Below are 19,447 nucleotides of genomic sequence, written 5' to 3'. Positions count from 1 at the left end.
GCTGTTGCAACTGCTGGAAATGACTGGACCGTGTGGTTTTGCGGGAAGTTCAGTTCACCAACGGGGACAAGGCTTTTCCCGCCAGGGTGATCATCCCCGGGACGTGCCCGTTGGAGATCATGTTGATGGTGATGCCGTCGATGCCGACGTCGAGCACCCGGGTCTTGATCTGCACCGCAACTTCTTCGGGTGAGCCGACAAAGAAACGGTCCGTGGCCTCGGCCCACTTTTCGGCGCCGACATCTTCGGCGTCGAGTCCGCGGGCTTTCATCATGTCGACGAGGGACTCGCGGGCCTTGTCGCCGTCCGGGTCGAGGATCACGGTCGCCAAAAAGCTCGTCTTGAGCGTGCTGCGATCACGGCCGACCTCTTCGCAGCGTTTCGCCAGCGCCTCCAGTTTGCGCGGTAGTTCATCCGCCGCCGCAATGATGTTCAGGTGCTGGGCGTAGCGCGCCGCCAGCCCGAACGTCTTCTTCTCGCCACCACCACCGAGCATGATCGGCAGGTCGGTACGTAGTTGTGGGTGGTTACGGGTGCCGTGGGCCTGGTACCACTTGCCGTCGAGTTCGGGCTTGTCGCCGCGCAGCATCGGCTCGATGATCTGCAGTGCCTCTTCGAGACGCTCGAACCGCTCGGTGAACGTGCCGAACTCGTAACCCATCTCGTAGTGCTCGAGTTCGTACCAGCCGGCACCGATTCCGAGGATCGCGCGGCCGCCGCTGATCACGTCGAGCGTGGTGATCGTCTTGGCGAGCATCGCCGGATTGCGATAGGTGTTGCCGGTGACCAGGGTCGACAGGTTGATCTTCGACGTTGCGGTCGCCAGGGCACCCAGGGTGGTGTAGGCCTCGAGCATCGGTTCGTCCGGATCACCGATACCCGGCAATTGGTAAAAATGGTCCATCACCAAAACCGTGTCAAAACCGGCACTTTCGGCTTCCTGGGCCTGCGCGATGACCGTCGGGAAGAGTTCGGCGACACCACCGGGATAGGTGAAGTTGGGGATTTGATAACCGAGTCGAATGCTCATGCATCCACAGTACGACTGTTGCCGATCCTTCGATGTGTTGTCAGCGCACCAAAAGTGAGCGCGGTCCCGGCCACCGCGCAGGTCGCGGCGGTCACCGCCAGTGTCGTGATGCTGTGCGCCCACACCACGATCACCACGATCTCGGCCACCAGCACCACCCAGCTCAAGGCGGCCACCAGGGTGCGGTCGGCGGCGATCGCGGCGAGCAGGCCCACCTGCAGAATCGACAGGGCGCTCCCGGTGAGCGCGAACACCCACAGAATCGGTACCACCGGGCGGTACTCGTCGCCGACGAGGACCGGGACCAGTGGCGCGCAGATGGCGGCGCCTGCCACCACCACCGCACCGATCCCGGCCAGCCAGACCACCGCGGTCTTCAACGCGTCGCGGGACTTCGCGGAGTCGGCGAACTGCGGGAACAGCACCACCCCGATCGCCTGCGGTAGCCAGAATGCGGCTTTGGTCGCGATGGTCCCGAAGGCATAGACACCGGCATCCTGCTCCCCGAGCACCGGCCGGGACAGCAGCAGGTCGGCTGACGACAGTGCGATGAGGACCAGCTGCACCTGGGAGGCCCGCAACACCATGCTCAATGCCAGCGCCTGCGCGGACGCGCCAGGTGATGCCGGGACCGCGTCCGTCCGCGTCACCGCGACCCAGACCCCCGCGGCGGCGAACGCGGCGCCACCGGCGGTGGCGGTCAGCGCTCCGGCAGCGCCACCACCGGCCGCCAGGATGACGATGCCCGGCACGGTCCGCAAGATGCCCACCGCGGCCAGCACCCAGGACAAGACCGAGAAGTGTTGCCGCCCTTGCAGAATCCCTTGACCGGCAGCGATCAGGACCAGCAGCGGGGCGGTGGCGAACGCGGCGATGGTGGCGGCAAGTCCGGTGTCGGCGATCGCCATCATCACCGGAACCGCGATCACAGCGGCGATCAGCACCGCGGCGGTGGTACGCAACGTGATCGAGATCAGATCGGCAGTTGCCCGGCCCCGCACCACTTCCCGGGCGATCACCACCTGCAGCGCCAACGCCGGGACGCCGAGGATCAGCATCGCCTGGAGCAGGACCGCGAACTCGCCGTAGTCGCTCTCGGTCAGCCAGCGGGCGGCAGGCAGGTGAATGAGGTATCCGCAGATGTTGGCGACCATCGTGCCGACCGCGACACCCCCGACACCAGCCATCCGATTCGCCATGGCGTTCAGTGTCTCAGGACCACCTCGGCTCGTGGCGAAGGGCTGGTATCAGCCGTATTCGGATGAACTTCGACCGTCCGCAGTCGTGCCCGCTGGGCGATCCAGACCAGCAGGCTCAGCACGACTGCGACCAGGTAGATCCAGGCGTCGAGTCGCTCGCCGAGCAACAGTGCCGACCACACGATCGTCAGGAGGGGCTGGATCTGCTGGATCTGCCCGATCCGGGCGATACCGCCGCGGGCCAGACCGCCGTACCAGACGAAGAATCCGAGGAACTGCGAGATCACCGTGATGTAGAGCATCCCGGCGACGACGGAGGTGGTCAGCGAGATCGGTCCGTTCATCACCGCGACGAGCGCGATGGGTATCGACAATGGCAACAACAGGACCAGCGACCACGAGATGCTCTGCGCGCCACCGATCCGCTTGGCCACCGACCCACCGACCGCATACCCGAACCCGGCGCTGACGGCGGCCAGGAACATCCAGAGGTGACCCCAGCCCAGCGTGAATCCGGCCAGGCCAGACGGACTGGTCGCGAGAAGGTACGTGATCAAGACGAGAACGCCGGCACCGGTGGCCGACCAGAACAGCCACGGCAAGCGTTCACCACCCAGTAGCGCGGCAAATATCGCGGTGAGCGCGGGCAGCAGGCCGATGATGACCGCGCCGGTTGCCGAATCCATACGTTCCAGGGCCAGTGAGGAGAACAGCGGGAACCCGACCACCACACCCAGACCCGAGCCGACCAGCGCGGCCAGATCGCGACGGCCGGGCACGGGCGCCCGCACACAGAACAGATAGGCCACCGCCAATAGTCCGGCGAGCGCCGCGCGCACCGCGGTAACGGTGAACGCGTCCATGCCTGCGACCGCGAGTTTGTTGGCAGGTAGCGAGAAACTGAAGGCCAGGACACCCAGACCGCCGAGCAGCACTCCGGCCGGGAGTACACGTGACCGGCGTGCGTTATCCGATATCGGCGTTTTCGCCGAACTGTTATCCTTGGTTCTCATGTTCAACGATAGCGGAGTATCGGTGCTTCGCGATAGTCTGCGCACGCTGATCGCCGGGAGCGGCCCCGGCACACAGTTGCCCTCGGTGCGGTCGCTGCAGCAAGAACATCGGGTCTCTCCCAACTCGGTGCAGCGGGTGCTCCGCGAGCTGGCCGTCGAAGGCCTGGTCGACGTCCGTCCCGGCGCCGGATCGTTCGTGGCCGCCGCCTCACCGCCGCGCGCTCCCACAGACACCTCCTGGCAGGAATCGGTGCTCGGCAGCCGCATCCCGCCGGAACTCACGCGGACGCTCGACCTGTGGCGCATCCCCGGCTCTGACGTCATCCGCCTCAAAGGCGGATATCTGGACGACGAACTGCTCCCCAGGGCCGCGCTCGACGCCGCGATGGCCCGGGCGATCAAGCGCACCCCGAGCTGGGGCCCTTATCCGATCGAGGGCAGCGAAGACCTACGCCGATGGTTCGCCTCCGAGATCGACGGTGTGCACGCCTCCGAGGTGATCGTGACGGCGGGCGGGCAGAGCGCGTTGTCGGTGGCGATCCGGGCGCTCGTACGTCCCGGTGAACCCATTATCGTCGAAAGCCCCACGTACACCGGCACAATCGCCATCGCGCGCAGCCACGGCGCCGAGGTGATTCCGGTACCGACCGACGCGGACGGGATACGGACCGACCTTCTCTCCGACGCCATCGAACGCACCGGCAGCCGGCTTGTGGTGCTGCAGCCCGCCTTTGCCAATCCCAGTGGTGTCACGCTGTCCCGATCCCGGCGCGAGGACGTTCTGGCCCTGGCACAACAACATTCGCTGTTTGTCCTCGAGGACGACTACGCCCGCTACCTGGGCATCGACCACGAGCCTCCGCCGCCGCTGATCAGCGCAGACCCCGGTGGCCATGTGGTGCATGTTCGTTCGCTCTCCAAACCGGTGGGACCGGGGCTACGGGTGGCCGCACTGTGTGCCCGGGGTCCGGCGCTGGCCCGGCTGCGGGCGGCGAAGACCCTCGACGACTTCTACGTGTCGGGTCCGATCCAGGAGACCGCCGTCGAGTTCCTGAATTCCCCGGCCTGGCCGCGGCACAACCAGCTGGTCCGGCGCACACTCGGGCAGCGCCGGGACGCCCTGGTCTCGGCCATGACCCGGCTGATCCCGCAGGTCGGCATACCCGCCGTCCCCCACGGCGGCATCCACCTGTGGGTCCGCCTGCCCGCAGGCATCGACGACCGAGACGTTGCCGCTGCCGCGTACGCCGAGGGTGTCCTGGTCGGAGAGGGAACCCCCTGGTTCCCCGCCGGTTTCGATCACTCCCATCTGCGCCTCACCTACGGCGAGACACCGGCCCCGATGATCGGCGAGGCAGTGTCCCGACTGGCCCGGGTACTGCCCCCTTCCTGATCCGGCGTCACCGGATCTGGGTGCCCGCTCATGAGTCCGTTAGGGTCCGTTCATGACCCGCCGGCACTGGATCACGCTGTGGCTGACCAGTGCCACGCTTTCGCTGGCGATCACCGCACCCATCTTCCGACCCGGCTACCTGTTGATCGCGGACATGGTGAGCACGCCCCGTTCCCATCTCACCGATTCGGCGATGGGTCTGGGTGTCGGTGCCCCGCGGGCGGTGCCGCAGGACTGGTTCATCGCGATGATCTCCCACGTGGTCGACGGCGGGATCGTCGTGAAGGTGCTGACCACGCTGGCACTGGTCGTTGCGGGCGTCGGATACGGCCGACTGGTGCGGCTTGCGCTGCCGGGCGCCGGTCTGCCGGGCATGCTGGTCGGCACCACGATCGCCATCTGGAATCCCTATGTCGCAGAACGCCTCCTGCAAGGGCACTGGAGCCTGTTGTTCGGCTACGCCGCGGTGGGCTGGATCTTCGTGTGCGTCAATCGGGTTCGTCGTCGCGCAGACTTCACCGGATGGTCGATGCTGGCCGCCTGGCTCGCGGTGGCCGGACTGACGCCCACCGGATCAATGCTGGCCCTGTTCACCCTGGTGGCCGCACTCTTGATCCCGGTTGTCATCGACTCCCCCGGCCGGATTGCCGCCAGGACGGGCATGATTGCCATCGCGATCTGGTCGGCGTCGGCTCTGCCCTGGATCATGGCGTCGCTGGTGGGTTCTGGTGCCGCGACCGCGGACTCCGCTTCGGTGGCGGTTTTCGCCGCCCGCGCCGAACCCGGTCTGGGAACCTTCGGCGCGCTGCTCGGGCTCGGCGGCATCTGGAACGCCGACGCGGTGCCGGCCAGCCGTACCTCTCCCTGGGCCGCCGTCGCGACGGTGACGCTGCTGGTGATCGTCGCTGCGGGCCTGCCCGCGCTGTACCGACGTCGGCGTAATCCGGTGGTGTCAGGCGCTGCCGGGCTCGCCGTGACGTCGATCGTGTTGATCGGCCTGGCCGCGACGGATCCGGGCATTGCGATCCTGGAGTGGGCGGTCGACACCATCCCTGGTGCGGGACTGCTGCGCGACACCCAGAAGTGGATCGCCCTGGTCGTCCCCCTGTATGCGCTCGCCGCCGCGGCAGCCGTGCAGACCTGCGGCCGATGGGTCCCACGGGCTTTCGCGGCGGTGGTGGTCGCGGTGCTCATCGTCGCACCGCTGCCCGACCTCGCGTGGGGCGTGGGCAACAAGCTCAGCGTGAGCACCTACCCCGATGATTGGCAGCAGGTCGCCGACCTCATCGGAGCCGACGACGGCGACGTTCTGCTGTTGCCGACCGGCATGAACCGGCGCTATGAGTTCACCGGCCATGTCTCGCTCGACCCCGCGCCCCGGCTGCTGCGCGCCGATGTGTTGCAGACCGGCGAGCTCGTCGTCGGCGGCACGGTCGTCGACCGCACCGAATCGCGGGCCACCGACGCGGAATCCGCGTTGCGCTCGGGTGCCCCGCCCGAGGAACTCGCAGAGCTCGGTGTCGGATGGATACTCGTCGAGGGGCAACTCGACGCCGACGCACCGGCCCAGCGGACACTGGCCGCGGCGACCGAGGTCTTCGACGGCAGCGACCTGCGCGTCTACCGGATCGAGGATCCCCGGACGATCTCCGCTTCCACCGTCGACCTGGCATTGGTCTGGGGTGCCCACTTGTTGTGGATTGTGCTGATCGCCAATGGCTTTGTGGTGTTTGTGCTGCAATGGGCGCACCGATCAAGCCGCCGGAAGAAGGTCAGCCAGTGAATGACATCGAAGCCATCAAGCAGGTCAAGTACCGCTATCTGCGGGCCCTGGACACCAAGGCGTGGGACGACTTCGAGAGCACCCTCACCACCGATGTGACCGGCGAATACGGCGAAAGCCTGTCGTTCAGCGACCGCACCACGTTGGTGGATTTCATGCGTTCCTCGGTGGGGCCTGCGGTGATCACCGAACATCGCGCCGATCATCCGGAGATCACGGTGGAGGGCGACGAGGCGACCGGCCAGTGGTACCTGCAGGATCGGGTGATCGTGGCCGACTTCAACTTCATGCTGTTCGGCGCGGCCTTCTACAGCGACCGCTACCGCCGAACCGAGCAGGGCTGGAAAATCTGCGCCACCGGCTACAAACGCACCTACGAGGCGACACTCTCACTCGAAGACATCCCGAGCTTCAACTGCAAACCCGGAGCGGCACTCAATCTTTGACGAGTCCGGAGATCGGCTTGCCTGCCACTGCCGCGGCAAGTACCTGATCGACACCGGCCGCTGCCGCCGCCCACGAGTATCCGCCCGCGCGCTCGCGTGCCTTGTTGCCGAGATCGCGGCGCCGCGCCGGCTCGTCGAGCAATTGCGTTGTCACAGTGCCGAGTTCGTCGATGTCGTCGACCAGCACCCCGGTCACTCCATCGACCACGGAGTCCGTCAGACCACGCGACGACCGGTAACCAATGGTCGGGACGCCGTACCCGGCGGCCTCGATCACCGCCAGACCCCAGCCCTCGGTGCGCGAGGGCATCAGGTGCACCGCGGCGCCGGCCAGGAGTTGGTGCTTGCGCTCCTCGCTGACATGTCCATGGAACACCACCCGATCGTCGATGGCGAGTTCAGATGCCTTGGCCCGCAATTCTTCCGACCACCATCCGTTGCCGATCACATCCAGCATCACATCGGGGTGGGTCACCGCGATCCGGGCCATCACCTCGAGTGCGTGTTCGATCTGCTTGTGCGGCACCAACCGCGACAGCACACAGAGGCGACGCGAATCGGTGTCGACCTGATCAGCAGACACGGCAACAGGCGACGGATCGGTCCCGGCGCGCACCACGGCCACCCGCTCGGCATCCACACCCATCGACACCAGATCTTCCGCCGACGGCAGGGAGACGGTCAGATATTGGGCGTCGCGATGCACCCGCGGCGACAACCACGACTCGATGAACCAGCCGACCTTGCCCATCAGCGCACCGGCCACCGGCCACTGTCGCTTATGGCAGTGATGCACCAGCACCACAACCGGCGCCCGGCTCACCAAGCGCGCGAAGAACGGGATCCCGTTCTGGGTATCGATCACGACGTCGGGGTTGATCCCGGCCAGCGGGCCACGGCCGATACGCGCGGCCAGGATCGCCGCCATCGCGCTTGGGTACACACTCAGGCGTCCACCGCCCCGCGACACCGTCATCCCGGCCCGCGATTCGGTGGCCGGAGCCCCCGGATAACCCGCGGTCCGGAACGTCACCTTCACACCTTGGCCTGCCAGTTCGGCGCCGACCCGTTCCAGGTAGCGCTCGCTGCCCCCACCCTGCGGATGGTCGCTGTCGCGCCAACACAGCAACAGCACCTCACGCAGAGGTGCAACAGGTGTGCTGTCGTCGTTGGTTTTCACTTCAAGACAGGGTAGCGGCCACGACCTGCGCACCACCACCCGTATCCTTTGGCCGGTGAACGCTGCCACTTCCCGAGCGCAGAAGCGGGCAACGTTGCCGCGGTCAGTTGCTCTGCTGAATCATTTCCGGTACGAACAGCCCGATCCGGACCGGTTCTATGGCGCCCTTGCCGACGACTCCGTCGAGCTCATCGAGGCCCTGCATCTGGACGTCAACCACGCCGGACTCGATGGACTGACCGTGCTCGATGTCGGTGGCGGGCCCGGCTACTTCGCCGAGGTCTTCCGATCACGCGGCGCCGATTACGTATCCGTCGAACCGGACCCCACGGAGATGCACGCGGCCGGGCTCCCCCAGCGGGCCAGTGTCCGGGGCTCGGGCATGGCGTTGCCGCTCTTCGACGACAGTGTCGACATCTGCTACTCGTCGAACGTGGCCGAACACGTGCGTGATCCGTGGACGATGGCGCAGGAGATGCTGCGGGTCACCAAACCCGGCGGACTGGTGCTGCTGAGCTACACACTCTGGTACGGCCCGTTCGGCGGCCACGAGATGGGACTGACCCACTACTTCGGTGGGGCCCGGGCCGCTCGCCGGTACACCCGCAAACACGGCCATCCCCCGAAGAACCTCTACGGCACGTCGCTGTTCAAGGTCACCGCGGCCGACGGCCTGCGCTGGGCCCGGTCGGTCCCGGGGCAACAGGCCACGTTGCTCGCCGCGTTCCCGCGCTACCTGCCCGGCCGGATGTGGTGGGTGATGCGGGTACCGCTGGTGCGAGAGTTGTTGGGCAGCAACCTCGTCCTGATGCTTCGAAAGAACTGACCCGACCGTTGCCGGAAAATGCACCAAGCCCCTGCACCGGGATACGGCACAGGGGCTTGGGCACAGCGGATCAGTTGATGACCCACTGCCCGAGATGGCTATTCGGCGATCGCCTCCAGCGGTTTGGTCTTGGCCGCACGCGACGCCGGCCACAACGCGGCCGCCACACCCACGAAGGCCGCCCCGATCAGGGTGATGATGATCAGACCCGTCGGCAGAACCGGATCCCCCAGGCCCCAGTACCGCAGGGTCCGGACCAGCGCCCAACCGAACGCGACACCGAGCACCACACCGAGTACCGCACCGAAGATCGCGATCAGCAGCGATTCGACGTAGATGGTGCGGCGTACCTGCGACCGGGCCATACCGATCGCCCGCAACATGCCGATCTCCCGTTTGCGTTCGATCACCGACAACGCCAGGGTGTTCACGATGCCGAGCACCGCGATCACCAGCGCGAGGCCGAGCATCGCGTACAGCACGCTCAGCATCTGATCGATCTGCGACGACTGCTCGCCCTTGAACTGCGACGGGGTCTGGACCTTCACCGTCAGGTAATCGGCGGTGACATCCTCGATCCGATCGCTGATCTCGTCGACGTTGGCGCCCGGAACGGTCTTGACCGCCGCGAACACGTCCTGCCGCAAGGCTTCCGGGACCAGCTTCTGATAGGCGTCATTGCCCATGGCCCACGGATCGATCAGCGGATTGTCTTCGAAGATACCGGTGACCGTCACCGGGACAACGGTTCCGTCATAGTTGCTGAACTCGATGACGTCGCCGACCTTGAAACCGTTCTCCTTGGCCACGCGCTCACTGAAGATGATGCCGTCCGGCTCGATCGTGGCCGAACCCTCCACCATCTTGTAAGGCGTCACGGAATACATGTCACCGCTCGGCGAATAGCCGAACACCGAATCACCGTCGGCCTCCGCCTGGATCGCACCGAACGAGACAACGGATTCGACCCCATCGATATCTTGGATCGCCTCACTCACCAAGGGGGAGAAGCCACTTCCCTGCGAACCCGAGACGATCAGGTTCGCGGTAAGTCCGGTGTCGATCGCATCGTCGATGGTGCCCTTGAACGTCGAACCGAGGGTACCGATGACTGCAACCAGCATCAGTCCCAGTGTCAGCGCGAAAGCTGTTGCCGCAGTGCGCCTCGGGTTACGGACCGCGTTGGTCCGGGCCAGCTGCCCGATCTTCCCGAACGGTCGGGCGAGTACCGCGCCGAGCACCCGGACCACCGGCCGCGACAGCGCCGGAGACGCGAAGACCACCGCGAAGATCATCACCAAGGCACCGAGGCCGACCGTGGCGGCCGCGTTGCCACCCTCCCCGGACGCGCCGACGGCCAGCAACACAATTGCGATGACCCCCAAGACGATTCCGATGATCGTGCGCACCTTCAGCGATGCCTGACCGTCGGTCGCACTCTCCCGCATCGCCTCGACCGGCGACACCTTGGAGGCCCGCCGGGCCGGCGCATACGCACTCACCATCGTCACACCGATACCCACCACCAGGCAGGCGATGATCGACGACGGCCCGACCTGCAGCGACGTACTGGGCAGACCGGTCGATGCCGTCAGTGCCCGCAGCAACGCCGCGATACCGATACCGGCGGCCAACCCGACCAGCGCGCCGATCAACCCGACGACAAACGCCTCGAGCAACACGGACCGAGTGACCTGTTTCCGGCTCGCGCCAATCGCCCGCAGCAGAGCCAACTCTCGCACCCGCTGCGCGACGATCATCGAGAAGGTGTTGTAGATGATGAACGTTCCCACGATCAGGCCGATGGCGGCGAACGCCAGCAGGATGTAGTTGAAGACATCGAGGAACTGGTTGACGTTGTCTTTCTCGTCCTGCCGTACCTGGTCGCCGGTACGCAGCTTGTAGTCGTCGCCGAGAAGACCGGCGACCCGCGACTTGAGCTCGTCAGCGCTGACCCCGGGCACCGCCTGCAGATCGATCGACTGCGCGTGCGAACCATCCGTGAACAAGTCCCGAGCCGTCGACTCGAGGAACTGCACATTTGTGAAACCACTTGTCGCGCCGGGAACATCGAGGATTCCGACAATCGTGACCTCCACCGGCGCATCGCTGCCCCGGCTGGTCGCGACCTTGGTGGTCGAACCCACCTCGAGGTCGGCGTCGGCGGCGGATGACTTGTTGAGGGCCACCTCGTTCGGTGCCTCGGGTGCGCGACCTTCGATGAGGTCGCTCTCGACATCGGACAACCGCTGATCCGGCGGCACGAACGCGCTGCCGATACTCGGCGCACCTCCGGTCTGCAACGCCTTGCCGTCTTTCTTGGCAATGGTTGCCGGCCCCGAATACGTCGGCAGGATCTTGGCGATACCGAGTTCGGACTTGTTGTCCTGCAACTGGGTCAGCACCGAATCCGGGACGCCGGACGAGTTGGAATCCTTGGGCGAGACCTGGGTGTCCACCCCGAGCGCAACCTTGTCGAAAATGCCGTCGAAGGCCGAAGAGATCGTTGCGGTGAAGACCATCGACCCGGCCACGAAGGCGGTACCGAGTACCACCGACAAAACCGTCAGGACGAGCCGGAGCTTATGTGCCGCAAGATTTCTCAGCGACACCTTTCGCATGGTGTTCGAGGCCATCACAGCTCCCGGGGAGCTTGCGCGAAGCCTCCGGTCGACGGGGTCTCGTCGAGGTTCTTCATGTATTCGAAAATCTCGTCGGCGTCGGGGTTCCGCAGTTCCTGGACGATCTGACCGTCGGCGAGGAAAATCACGCGATCGGCGTAGGAGGCCGCCCGCGGATCGTGGGTCACGATCACCACGGTCTGTCCGAACTCATTGACCGAGGCCCTCAGGATGCTGAGCACCTCGCCCGAGGAACGGGAGTCGAGGTTACCGGTCGGCTCATCACCGAAGATGATCTCCGGGCGGCCGACCAGTGCGCGCGCACAGGCGACACGCTGCTGCTGCCCACCGGACAGTTCGCTGGGACGGTGGTCGAGGCGATCGCCGATGCCGAGACGGCCGATGACGGTGTCGAACCACTCCTGGTCGGGCTTGCGACCGGCGATGTCGATCGGCAGCGTGATGTTCTCCCGGGCGGTGAGGGTCGGCACCAGGTTGAACGACTGGAACACGAACCCGATCCGATCACGACGCAGCATCGTCATCTGCTTGTCCGAGAGTCCGGACAGATCGGTATCGCCGATACTCACCGAGCCGCTGCTCGAGGTGTCGAGGCCCGCCAGACAGTGCATGAGCGTCGACTTGCCCGAACCCGATGGGCCCATGATCGCGGTGAATTCACCACGTACGAAGTCCACGGAGACGCCCGCGAGCGCGACCACCTGGGTGTCGCCACTGCCGTACACCTTCCTCAAGTCGGTCGCGCGGGCTGCAACTGCAGTCGGTGGGGCAGTCATGTTCTGGCCTTTCTCGATGTCGGTCAGTGGTGCACAAACTCTGGCGTCGCCGGTGCCCGCGATGAGCGGAAACCGGCGGAAACGATGTCGGCAGGTCGGGCAGTACAAATAGTGACTGCTGCGGCGCCTCCGAATCATCGGGGACCACCCTGATCTTTCCCCCCACATCCTTGCCGGGCCCGCCTTCGCGCCCGACCTCGATGCGTCCTGACAAGTTAAGGACGATCCGATCATCACACGCAACCGATTAACGATCCACCCTCAATAATGCACAAGCACCTACAGGCTGTGCCTGTAGGTGCTTGTGCGAAAACAAAAGCGTCTGAGGAATCCTCGGACTACTTGGCGCCCAATCGCTGCTTGAGGGCGTCGAACTCATCTTGGAGACCGGTGGGCAGCTTCTCGCCGACGAAGTTGAACCACTCCTCGATCGACGGGATCTCGCCGAGCCATTCGTCGTTGTCGACCGCAAGGGCCTCGGCGACGTCGGCCGCGGAAACGTCGAGTCCTTCGAGGTCGAGCGACTCGGGGGTTGCCACGATCCCGATCGGGGTCTCGACACCGCCTGCCTTGCCCTCGATGCGTTCGACGATCCACTTCAGCACGCGGCTGTTCTCACCGAATCCTGGCCACAGGAAGCGCTTGTCGTCGCCACGACGGAACCAGTTGACGTAGAAGACCTTCGGCAACTTGGACTCATCGGCGTTCTTGCCGAGGTTGATCCAGTGATTCAGGTAGTCGCCCACGTTGTATCCGAGGAACGGAAGCATGGCCATCGGATCGCGGCGGATCGCGCCGACGGTGCCCTCTGCCGCTGCGGTCTGCTCGGAGCCGACCGTGGCGCCCATGAACACACCGTGCTGCCAGTTGCGGGCCTCGGTGACCAGCGGAACCGTGGTCTTGCGACGGCCACCGAACAGGATCGCCGAGATCGGCACACCCTGCGGGTCGTCCCACTCGGGAGCCATGATCGGGCACTGTGCCATCGGCGTGCAGTACCGCGAGTTCGGGTGCGCAGCCGGCGTATCCGAATCCGGGGTCCAGTCGTTGCCGCGCCAGTCGATGAGGTGCTTGTGCTCGCCTTCGAGGCCCTCCCACCAGATGTCACCGTCGTCGGTCAGCGCCACGTTCGTGTAGAGCGTGTTGCCTTCTTCGATGGTCTTCATGGCGTTCGGATTGGAGCTGTAGTTGGTGCCGGGTGCAACACCGAAGAAACCGAATTCCGGGTTCACGGCGTAGAGCTGGCCGTCCTCGCCGAAACGCATCCAGGCGATGTCGTCGCCCAGGGTCTCGGCACGCCAACCCGGGATCGTCGGCTGGATCATCGCGAGGTTCGTCTTGCCACAGGCGCTCGGGAACGCGGCCGCGATGTAGTAGGCCTTGTTCTCCGGGCTGATCAGCTTGAGGATCAGCATGTGCTCGGCGAGCCAGCCCTCATCGTGTGCCATCGCCGAGGCGATGCGCAGCGAGTAGCACTTCTTGCCAAGCAGTGCGTTGCCGCCGTAACCCGATCCGAAGGACCAGATCTCGCGGTCCTCGGGGAAGTGGGTGATGTACTTCTCCGAGTTACACGGCCACGGCACGTCGTCCTGACCGGCTTCGAGCGGGGCGCCGAGCGAGTGCAGCGCCTTGACGAAGAACCGATCCTCGCCGAGGGCGGCAACCACATCGGGTCCGACGCGGGTCATGATCCGCATCGAGAGCACCACGTAAGCGGAGTCGGTGATCTCGACACCGAGCTTCGGGTCGTCCGAACCGAGCGGGCCCATGCAGAACGGGATGACGTACATGGTGCGACCGCGCATGCTGCCGCGGTAGAGGTCGGTCATCGTGGCGCGCATCTCGGTCGGGTCGACCCAGTTGTTCGTCGGGCCGGCGTCGACCTCGTTCTTCGAGCAGATGTAGGTCCGCGACTCGACCCGCGCGACGTCGGCGGGGTCCGAGTGGGCCAGGAACGAGTTGGGCTTGCGCTCTTCGTTCAACTTGGTCAGAGTGCCCGCCGCCACCAGCTCAGCGGTGAGGCGATCCCACTCGGCGTCGGAGCCGTCAGACCAGACAACCTGGTCGGGCTGGGTCAGTTCGGCGATCTCCCGCACCCAGGCCAGAAGCTCTGAGTGTGAGGTGGGAGCGCTGTCGGGGTCCAAACCAGGAATTGTCGCTGAAGTCATTGTTATCTCTCCTGCTGGTGACCGGCCGGTGTCGGTAACGCCAAGGTGTGCGTCTGCGCCGGTCAGCCCCTCCGTGGGGTGCGTTGTCAGGTTACTTCGACCGCACCCGATCTGGTCAATCGGGTGCGTGCGTTACGGCACATCTCATCACGCAAAGTGATCAAACACTTGGTCGAGGTCCAAGTTACAGCTGTGACAATAATCGCGAAATCGGCTATTCGAGCTTACCGCTGTCTGCAAGAATTCACGGGCCGGTCGGCAATTTCGCACGTGAAGCGCGGTCTCCGCTACCTGGCGGCGGTCTTGTACCCACCCGGTGGGGACGAAATGGTTGTCGCCATGAATCAGGAGGCCAGAGGGTCGTTCCGTTTCGTTCAAACGGTTGCAGAATGTCGCCGAACTTACTTCACGCAACTAAACTTGGTTGGCTTTATGATCCCGCATATCGGCTTTTCACACACCCGAACAATGGCTTCGTTGCACAAATAACTATTCGAGCCTGCCGCTGTCGGTGGCCGTCCATTGGCCGCTGGTCGGATCAAGTCTCGACGTCCGGTAACCACCGTCGCGGTTGACCTCGGTGATCAGATCGACCTGTCCGTCGCGATCGCTGTCGGTGTACACCGTCATCCCCTCCGGTCCGGTGCGTGTGAGCGAGTCGGCCACACCGTCGGCGTCGGTGTCCAGATCAGCGGGACCGAGGTCCCAGACCCTGTCGTTCTCGACGATCCAGAGGTTGTCATATGCGTCGCTGCCCACATCGAGGTCGGGTGTGATCGCGGCGACCGGGTGAAACGTCGGCCCCCGATCCACCGGATCGTCACCGAATTCGGATCCGAACTCGCCGTCCATCTCATCCACCCCCGTTGTAGTGGTCTGCGTCGTCTTTGGGTCCGATCTCTTGGACGCATCCGACCGGCGACCGGTTCCGCGGCGGTGAAATCAGTGACCGATGGCGACCAGAACCTCGTCGAGCCGGTCGCGAGCCTCCACCGCCGCAGCGAGTCGACGCAGGTCACGCTCACGCGCTTCGGGTGCCGCGCGACGTCCGGCCCGGATCTGTGCGTCGAGTTCGGCCACTCGGTCGGAGACCATCTGCGCGCGACGCTCGTAGTAACGCGCCAGCCGGCCGCCGATCACCGATTCGGCGGCCTGCACCTGTCGCGAGACATCCTGTTCGATACGGCCCCGAGTGGTGGCGATCGCCTCAGCCGCCCAGGCAGACATGGACGTTCGTAGCGCCGACAGCCGGCGCAGCCGCACCAATCCGACCGCGATCGCCGCCCCGAGCACCAGCGTCAGCGGCATCGCGATCCATTGCAACGTGTGGACGGCAGAGAGCGGCATGACAAGCAGTCGTCCCAGGCCGAGTCCGGCCGAGGCACCGAAGACCACCAGCAACGCCTCTTCCACACCGCGACGCTTCGGAGGTATCGGCGGCACTTGAAGCGACAAGGGAGGTCGGTCCGGCGGCGGTCCCACCTCCTCGAGTCCGAGTAACGCCCGATGTTCGAGCGCGCTGCGGTCCTCGTCGAAACGCTGTTGCGCCCGATCCCCCAGGGCCGTGAGCCGGCCCGCGAGCCACTGCGCGAAATCTTCCGTACCCGATCGGCTCAGCGCGGCTGCGCGGGCGGCGGCATCGCTCGACAGGTCGCGGGCCGCTCCGTCGAGTTCGGTGAGCGCCGCGGCCCGGATCTGGTTCGCACCTCCGCGCACCGCCGCCAACCTGTCGGACCGGCCACGATCGCGGGACGCGATCACGCTCGCGCGCTGCACCAACAGATCAGCAGCCGGATCGCCGCGCTCTGTCGCGAGTTCGGAGATGAGGTCGTCGAGATGCCGTTCGGCCTCGAGGGATTCGAGTCGTTCCGGGCGGGCCGGGCCGTCGACCTGGTCGTGCAGCCACTCGATCAACTCGTCGAAACCGGATTCGGCCCGGTAGCCGGCCAGCGCCGCGGCCGCCGACACGGCGAAGATCGGCATGCGGCCATCGGGGTCGACGATGCCCCGGTTGAACTTCAGCAAGGTCGGCCAATCCCAGTAGGCATCGATCTTGTTGCAGACCACGGCCACCAACGACGCCAACTCACACAGCCGGCGCACCACCTCGACCTCGGTGTCGGACACCCCGGACGACGGATCGAGGATCAGCAACGCCACCGCCGCCCGTCGCCCCGATTCGGACCACTCCCGCGCAGGCACGCCATGGTCACAGAGCACCCTCGTCACCGACGTGACCCCGACCTTCCCGGTGCCCCCGACCACCACATCGGTCGCGTCGATGCCGGCAAGTCCGCTTCCGGTCAGCTCGGCGACCTCGGCGATGACTGATCGCATCTGCATCACGTCCATATGAATTCCTCCCCTACCGCACCGGCGAGCACCGACCCTGACAACAGATTCTCGATCTCATCGCGCAGAACACCCTGCGCGGCAAGGATTTCAAGCGCTGCGGCCACCCGGCGCAACCGCACCGCCGGAGCCACTGAGGCAAAGGCCCGGAGCGGCCCTGCCAGCGCGTCGAGCCCGCTGCGCTGTGTGAGCAGCTCGGAGAGTTCATCAGCCGAGCAGCGCGCATTGCTCAACACCGCGATCGTGGCTGCGATGCCGTAGGCGTCGAGACGCCGCAGCAGCGCCATCCGCTGCAGCCGCTGCCCCGGTCCGCCTGCGTCGATGAACGTGGCCTGCATCGGCGGCACCTGTTCGCTCGCCTCGGCCATCGCCGCCAGCATGTCGATCTCCTCGTCACCGAGGTCGGCGATGGCCAGCAGAGGCATCACCGGGATCACCGGCCTGGCCAGCTCCTGTGCGCACTCGGCGGCCCGAGCACGCGCGGCCGGCCACGAACCGAGACTGTCGGCCTTACCCAGCAGGACCAGGCTGCGCCGGGGGTCGCGGCCCGCCAGCGCCGCGACATCATCGGCTCTGGGCCAGCCCGCGATCACGTGAAACCAGGCATCGGCGTCGTCGGCGTCGTCGCCGGGCCCGATCGGGCTGATGTCGAAGCGGCGGCGCAGGGCCCCGGCGAGCGTGTCACGGCCGGTACCGAAGCGTCCGGTCACCGCAACCCGCAGCGGACCCCGCAGTTCCGAGACGGCCCGATTCAGGTCAACTGCGCCCGATATCCGCGCAGACAACCCCTCCAGCCGAACCGCCAGATCGGCATACGCCGCATCCCCGACTCGCAGATCTGATTGATCCAATTCACCCTCCCGGAGAAAAACCCGCCGCCAACAGGTCAGACGCGCCCCGCAACGCTATGGTTCCGGTCACTTGCAGGTAACAATCGGCAGGTGGTTGGTCAACCCCTGCTGTCACATCCGTGCGGAATGCGGGACTATGGGCCGGTGACCAGCCCACGCTCGAACCCGAATGCGGACACCGACCAGGGCGTCGATACCGAATCCGACGTCTCCGCCGTGACCCGATCGGAGATCGCCGATACCTCCGACTCGGTAGCCGATGATGCCCAGCTCCGCGAACGCGCCCGGCTTTACCCCCGCGTGACCAGCTTCCGGACCCGGCGCGGAAGTCTGACTCCGGCTCAACAGGCCAACTGGGAGCGTCTGTGGCCAACCGTGGGGCGTGACGTCAGTGAAACCGACCAGATCGATCCCGTCGCCTGGTTCGGCCGCAGCGCACCCCTCATCCTGGAGATCGGCTGCGGAACCGGTACCTCGACAGCCGCGATGGCGGCGGCGGAACCCGAGAACGACGTCATCGCGGTCGATGTCTACCGACCGGGTATCGCCCAGCTCGTCGGCGCGGTCGGCCGGGACGAACTGGAGAACATCCGGATCATCCGTGGCGACGCCATCATCGTCCTGAAGAACATGCTCACACCGGCATCTCTGACCGGGGTCCGGGTGTTCTTCCCCGACCCCTGGCCCAAGGCCCGGCATCACAAGCGGCGACTACTCCAACCGACGACCATCGAACTGATCGCCGACGTCCTGAAGGACGGTGGAGCACTGCACATCGCCACCGACCACGCCGAGTACGCCGAATCGATCGCCGCGGTCCTCGCCGCGCAGAGCCTGCTGGTCCCGACCGACGAGAAGGTGCCGTTCTCCACGCAGCGCCCGGTCACCAAGTTCGAGGGACGGGCCGCGGTCGAAGGTCGCCCGGTCACTGAGTTCGTTCTCACACGGGTGCCCCGATGAGCCCCGCGTCGTACGGCGATGACGCCGCCCGCGGACCCGACAATTCGGTCGCTCACACCATCTCGGGGGCCAGCCAGGAATCGCGCGTCCTGCTGATCTGGGACGCACCGAACCTCGACATGGGGCTCGGATCGATCCTCGGTGGCCGTCCCACCGCAGCTCACCGCCCTCGATTCGACGCTCTGGGCCGGTGGCTACTCAATCGGACCGCGGAAATCTCCGCATCGGTGCCACGGGTTGCTGCCGAGGGTGAGGACCGGCCCAAGTCCGGGTACTCCCCGATCCCCGAAGCCACCGTCTTCACCAACATCGCCCCTGGGACCGCCGAAGTGGTCCGGCCGTGGGTCGAAGCGTTGCGTAATGTTGGTTTTGCTGTTTTTGCCAAGCCCAAGGTCGACGAAGACAGCGACGTGGACTCGGACATGCTCGACCACATCGAGCTGCGGAGGCACACGGTCGGGCTGGCCGGTCTGATCGTCGCATCGGCGGACGGACAGGCCTTCCGGGAGCTGCTGCTCGACGTTGCCTCCGATGGTGTGCCTGTTCAGGTGCTCGGGTTCCGGGAGCACGCCGCGTGGGCACTGACGTCGGAGAGTTTGGAGTTTGTAGACCTAGAGGACATCCCAGGTGTGTTCCGCGAGCCCTTGCCGCGGATCAATCTGGATTCGCTTCCCGAGGAAGGCGCCTGGTTGGCTCCCTTCCGGCCGCTCACAGCTTTGCTGTCCGGCCGCCAGAACTGAAAGCAACTATCCACAGTGGTGTGCAAGCCCGGTCCACGACGTGACCACCTATGCGCCGATGAGAATCTGCGTGACCACAATGACGGTC

16 protein-coding genes are annotated in these 19,447 nt (G+C 65.7%); 6 read left to right on the top strand and 10 right to left on the bottom strand.

The window, feature by feature from the left end; translation table 11 throughout:
- Window positions 1-49: 49 nt before the first annotated feature.
- The 3 genes from AC1TPF_RS05490 to AC1TPF_RS05480 are packed head-to-tail and all read right to left on the bottom strand — an operon-like array spanning window position 50 to window position 3,242.
- Window positions 50-1,030: an LLM class F420-dependent oxidoreductase gene (locus AC1TPF_RS05490; RefSeq protein ID WP_482142998.1), complete on the bottom strand. Its 981-nt coding sequence runs from the start codon at window positions 1,028-1,030 to the stop codon at window positions 50-52.
- Window positions 1,027-2,229, bottom strand: a complete 1,203-nt coding sequence (locus tag AC1TPF_RS05485) for a lipopolysaccharide biosynthesis protein (protein WP_482142996.1) — start codon at window positions 2,227-2,229, stop codon at window positions 1,027-1,029. The genes AC1TPF_RS05490 and AC1TPF_RS05485 overlap by 4 nt, the downstream gene beginning before the upstream one ends.
- Before the next feature lie 5 nt (window positions 2,230-2,234).
- On the bottom strand, window positions 2,235-3,242 hold the full coding sequence (locus AC1TPF_RS05480) for a DMT family transporter (protein WP_482142994.1): 1,008 nt from the start codon (window positions 3,240-3,242) through the stop codon (window positions 2,235-2,237).
- Between AC1TPF_RS05480 and AC1TPF_RS05475 the strand changes: the two genes are divergently transcribed.
- The 3 genes from AC1TPF_RS05475 to AC1TPF_RS05465 are packed head-to-tail and all read left to right on the top strand — an operon-like array spanning window position 3,241 to window position 6,864.
- Window positions 3,241-4,635 (top strand): aminotransferase-like domain-containing protein, encoded by a 1,395-nt coding sequence (locus AC1TPF_RS05475; protein ID WP_482142993.1) that lies wholly within the window; start codon window positions 3,241-3,243, stop codon window positions 4,633-4,635. The two genes, AC1TPF_RS05480 and AC1TPF_RS05475, sit on opposite strands and share 2 nt — an antisense overlap.
- Before the next feature lie 52 nt (window positions 4,636-4,687).
- Window positions 4,688-6,418, top strand: coding sequence for an MmpA family trehalose lipid delivery protein (locus AC1TPF_RS05470; RefSeq protein ID WP_482142992.1), 1,731 nt, complete (start codon window positions 4,688-4,690; stop codon window positions 6,416-6,418).
- On the top strand, window positions 6,415-6,864 hold the full coding sequence (locus tag AC1TPF_RS05465; protein ID WP_482136134.1) for a nuclear transport factor 2 family protein: 450 nt from the start codon (window positions 6,415-6,417) through the stop codon (window positions 6,862-6,864). Before AC1TPF_RS05470 ends, AC1TPF_RS05465 begins: the two co-directional genes overlap by 4 nt.
- Here the strand turns inward: AC1TPF_RS05465 and AC1TPF_RS05460 are convergent.
- Window positions 6,854-8,008, bottom strand: a complete 1,155-nt coding sequence (locus AC1TPF_RS05460; RefSeq protein WP_482144035.1) for a glycosyltransferase family 4 protein — start codon at window positions 8,006-8,008, stop codon at window positions 6,854-6,856. The genes AC1TPF_RS05465 and AC1TPF_RS05460 overlap by 11 nt on opposite strands.
- 91 nt (window positions 8,009-8,099) lie before the next feature.
- Between AC1TPF_RS05460 and AC1TPF_RS05455 the strand changes: the two genes are divergently transcribed.
- The gene (locus AC1TPF_RS05455) at window positions 8,100-8,870 is read left to right on the top strand and encodes a class I SAM-dependent methyltransferase (protein ID WP_482142990.1); all 771 of its coding nucleotides are present in this window, start codon (window positions 8,100-8,102) and stop codon (window positions 8,868-8,870) included.
- Between the two features lie 98 nt (window positions 8,871-8,968).
- Here AC1TPF_RS05455 and AC1TPF_RS05450 read toward each other — a convergent pair whose 3' ends face one another.
- The 6 genes from AC1TPF_RS05450 to AC1TPF_RS05425 form a co-directional block, all read right to left on the bottom strand.
- A complete protein-coding gene (locus AC1TPF_RS05450; RefSeq protein ID WP_482142988.1) occupies window positions 8,969-11,506 on the bottom strand; it encodes an ABC transporter permease in 2,538 nt (845 codons plus the stop codon).
- Entirely contained in the window at window positions 11,506-12,288 is a 783-nt protein-coding gene (locus AC1TPF_RS05445; protein WP_482136137.1) for an ABC transporter ATP-binding protein, read from the bottom strand. The genes AC1TPF_RS05450 and AC1TPF_RS05445 overlap by 1 nt, the downstream gene beginning before the upstream one ends.
- Before the next feature lie 338 nt (window positions 12,289-12,626).
- Entirely contained in the window at window positions 12,627-14,456 is a 1,830-nt protein-coding gene (locus AC1TPF_RS05440; protein ID WP_482136138.1) for a phosphoenolpyruvate carboxykinase (GTP), read from the bottom strand.
- Window positions 14,457-14,945: 489 nt separating this feature from the next.
- Window positions 14,946-15,308: a DUF6802 family protein gene (locus AC1TPF_RS05435; RefSeq protein WP_482136139.1), complete on the bottom strand. Its 363-nt coding sequence runs from the start codon at window positions 15,306-15,308 to the stop codon at window positions 14,946-14,948.
- 90 nt (window positions 15,309-15,398) lie between these two features.
- On the bottom strand, window positions 15,399-16,808 hold the full coding sequence (locus tag AC1TPF_RS05430; protein WP_482136140.1) for a hypothetical protein: 1,410 nt from the start codon (window positions 16,806-16,808) through the stop codon (window positions 15,399-15,401).
- Entirely contained in the window at window positions 16,799-17,659 is an 861-nt protein-coding gene (locus tag AC1TPF_RS05425) for a hypothetical protein (protein ID WP_482142987.1), read from the bottom strand. Before AC1TPF_RS05425 ends, AC1TPF_RS05430 begins: the two co-directional genes overlap by 10 nt.
- Window positions 17,660-17,785: 126 nt before the next feature.
- Between AC1TPF_RS05425 and trmB the strand changes: the two genes are divergently transcribed.
- Together trmB and AC1TPF_RS05415 are read left to right on the top strand one after the other, a co-directional pair.
- A complete protein-coding gene (gene trmB / locus AC1TPF_RS05420; RefSeq protein WP_482144033.1) occupies window positions 17,786-18,619 on the top strand; it encodes a tRNA (guanosine(46)-N7)-methyltransferase TrmB in 834 nt (277 codons plus the stop codon).
- Window positions 18,616-19,359, top strand: a complete 744-nt coding sequence (locus tag AC1TPF_RS05415) for an NYN domain-containing protein (RefSeq protein WP_482136142.1) — start codon at window positions 18,616-18,618, stop codon at window positions 19,357-19,359. The genes trmB and AC1TPF_RS05415 overlap by 4 nt, the downstream gene beginning before the upstream one ends.
- The last annotated feature ends 88 nt before the right edge of the window (window positions 19,360-19,447 follow it).

The sequence above is a fragment of the Williamsia sp. Y853 genome (genome assembly GCF_056786495.1).
This window is presented reverse-complemented; position numbering and strand designations above follow the sequence as displayed.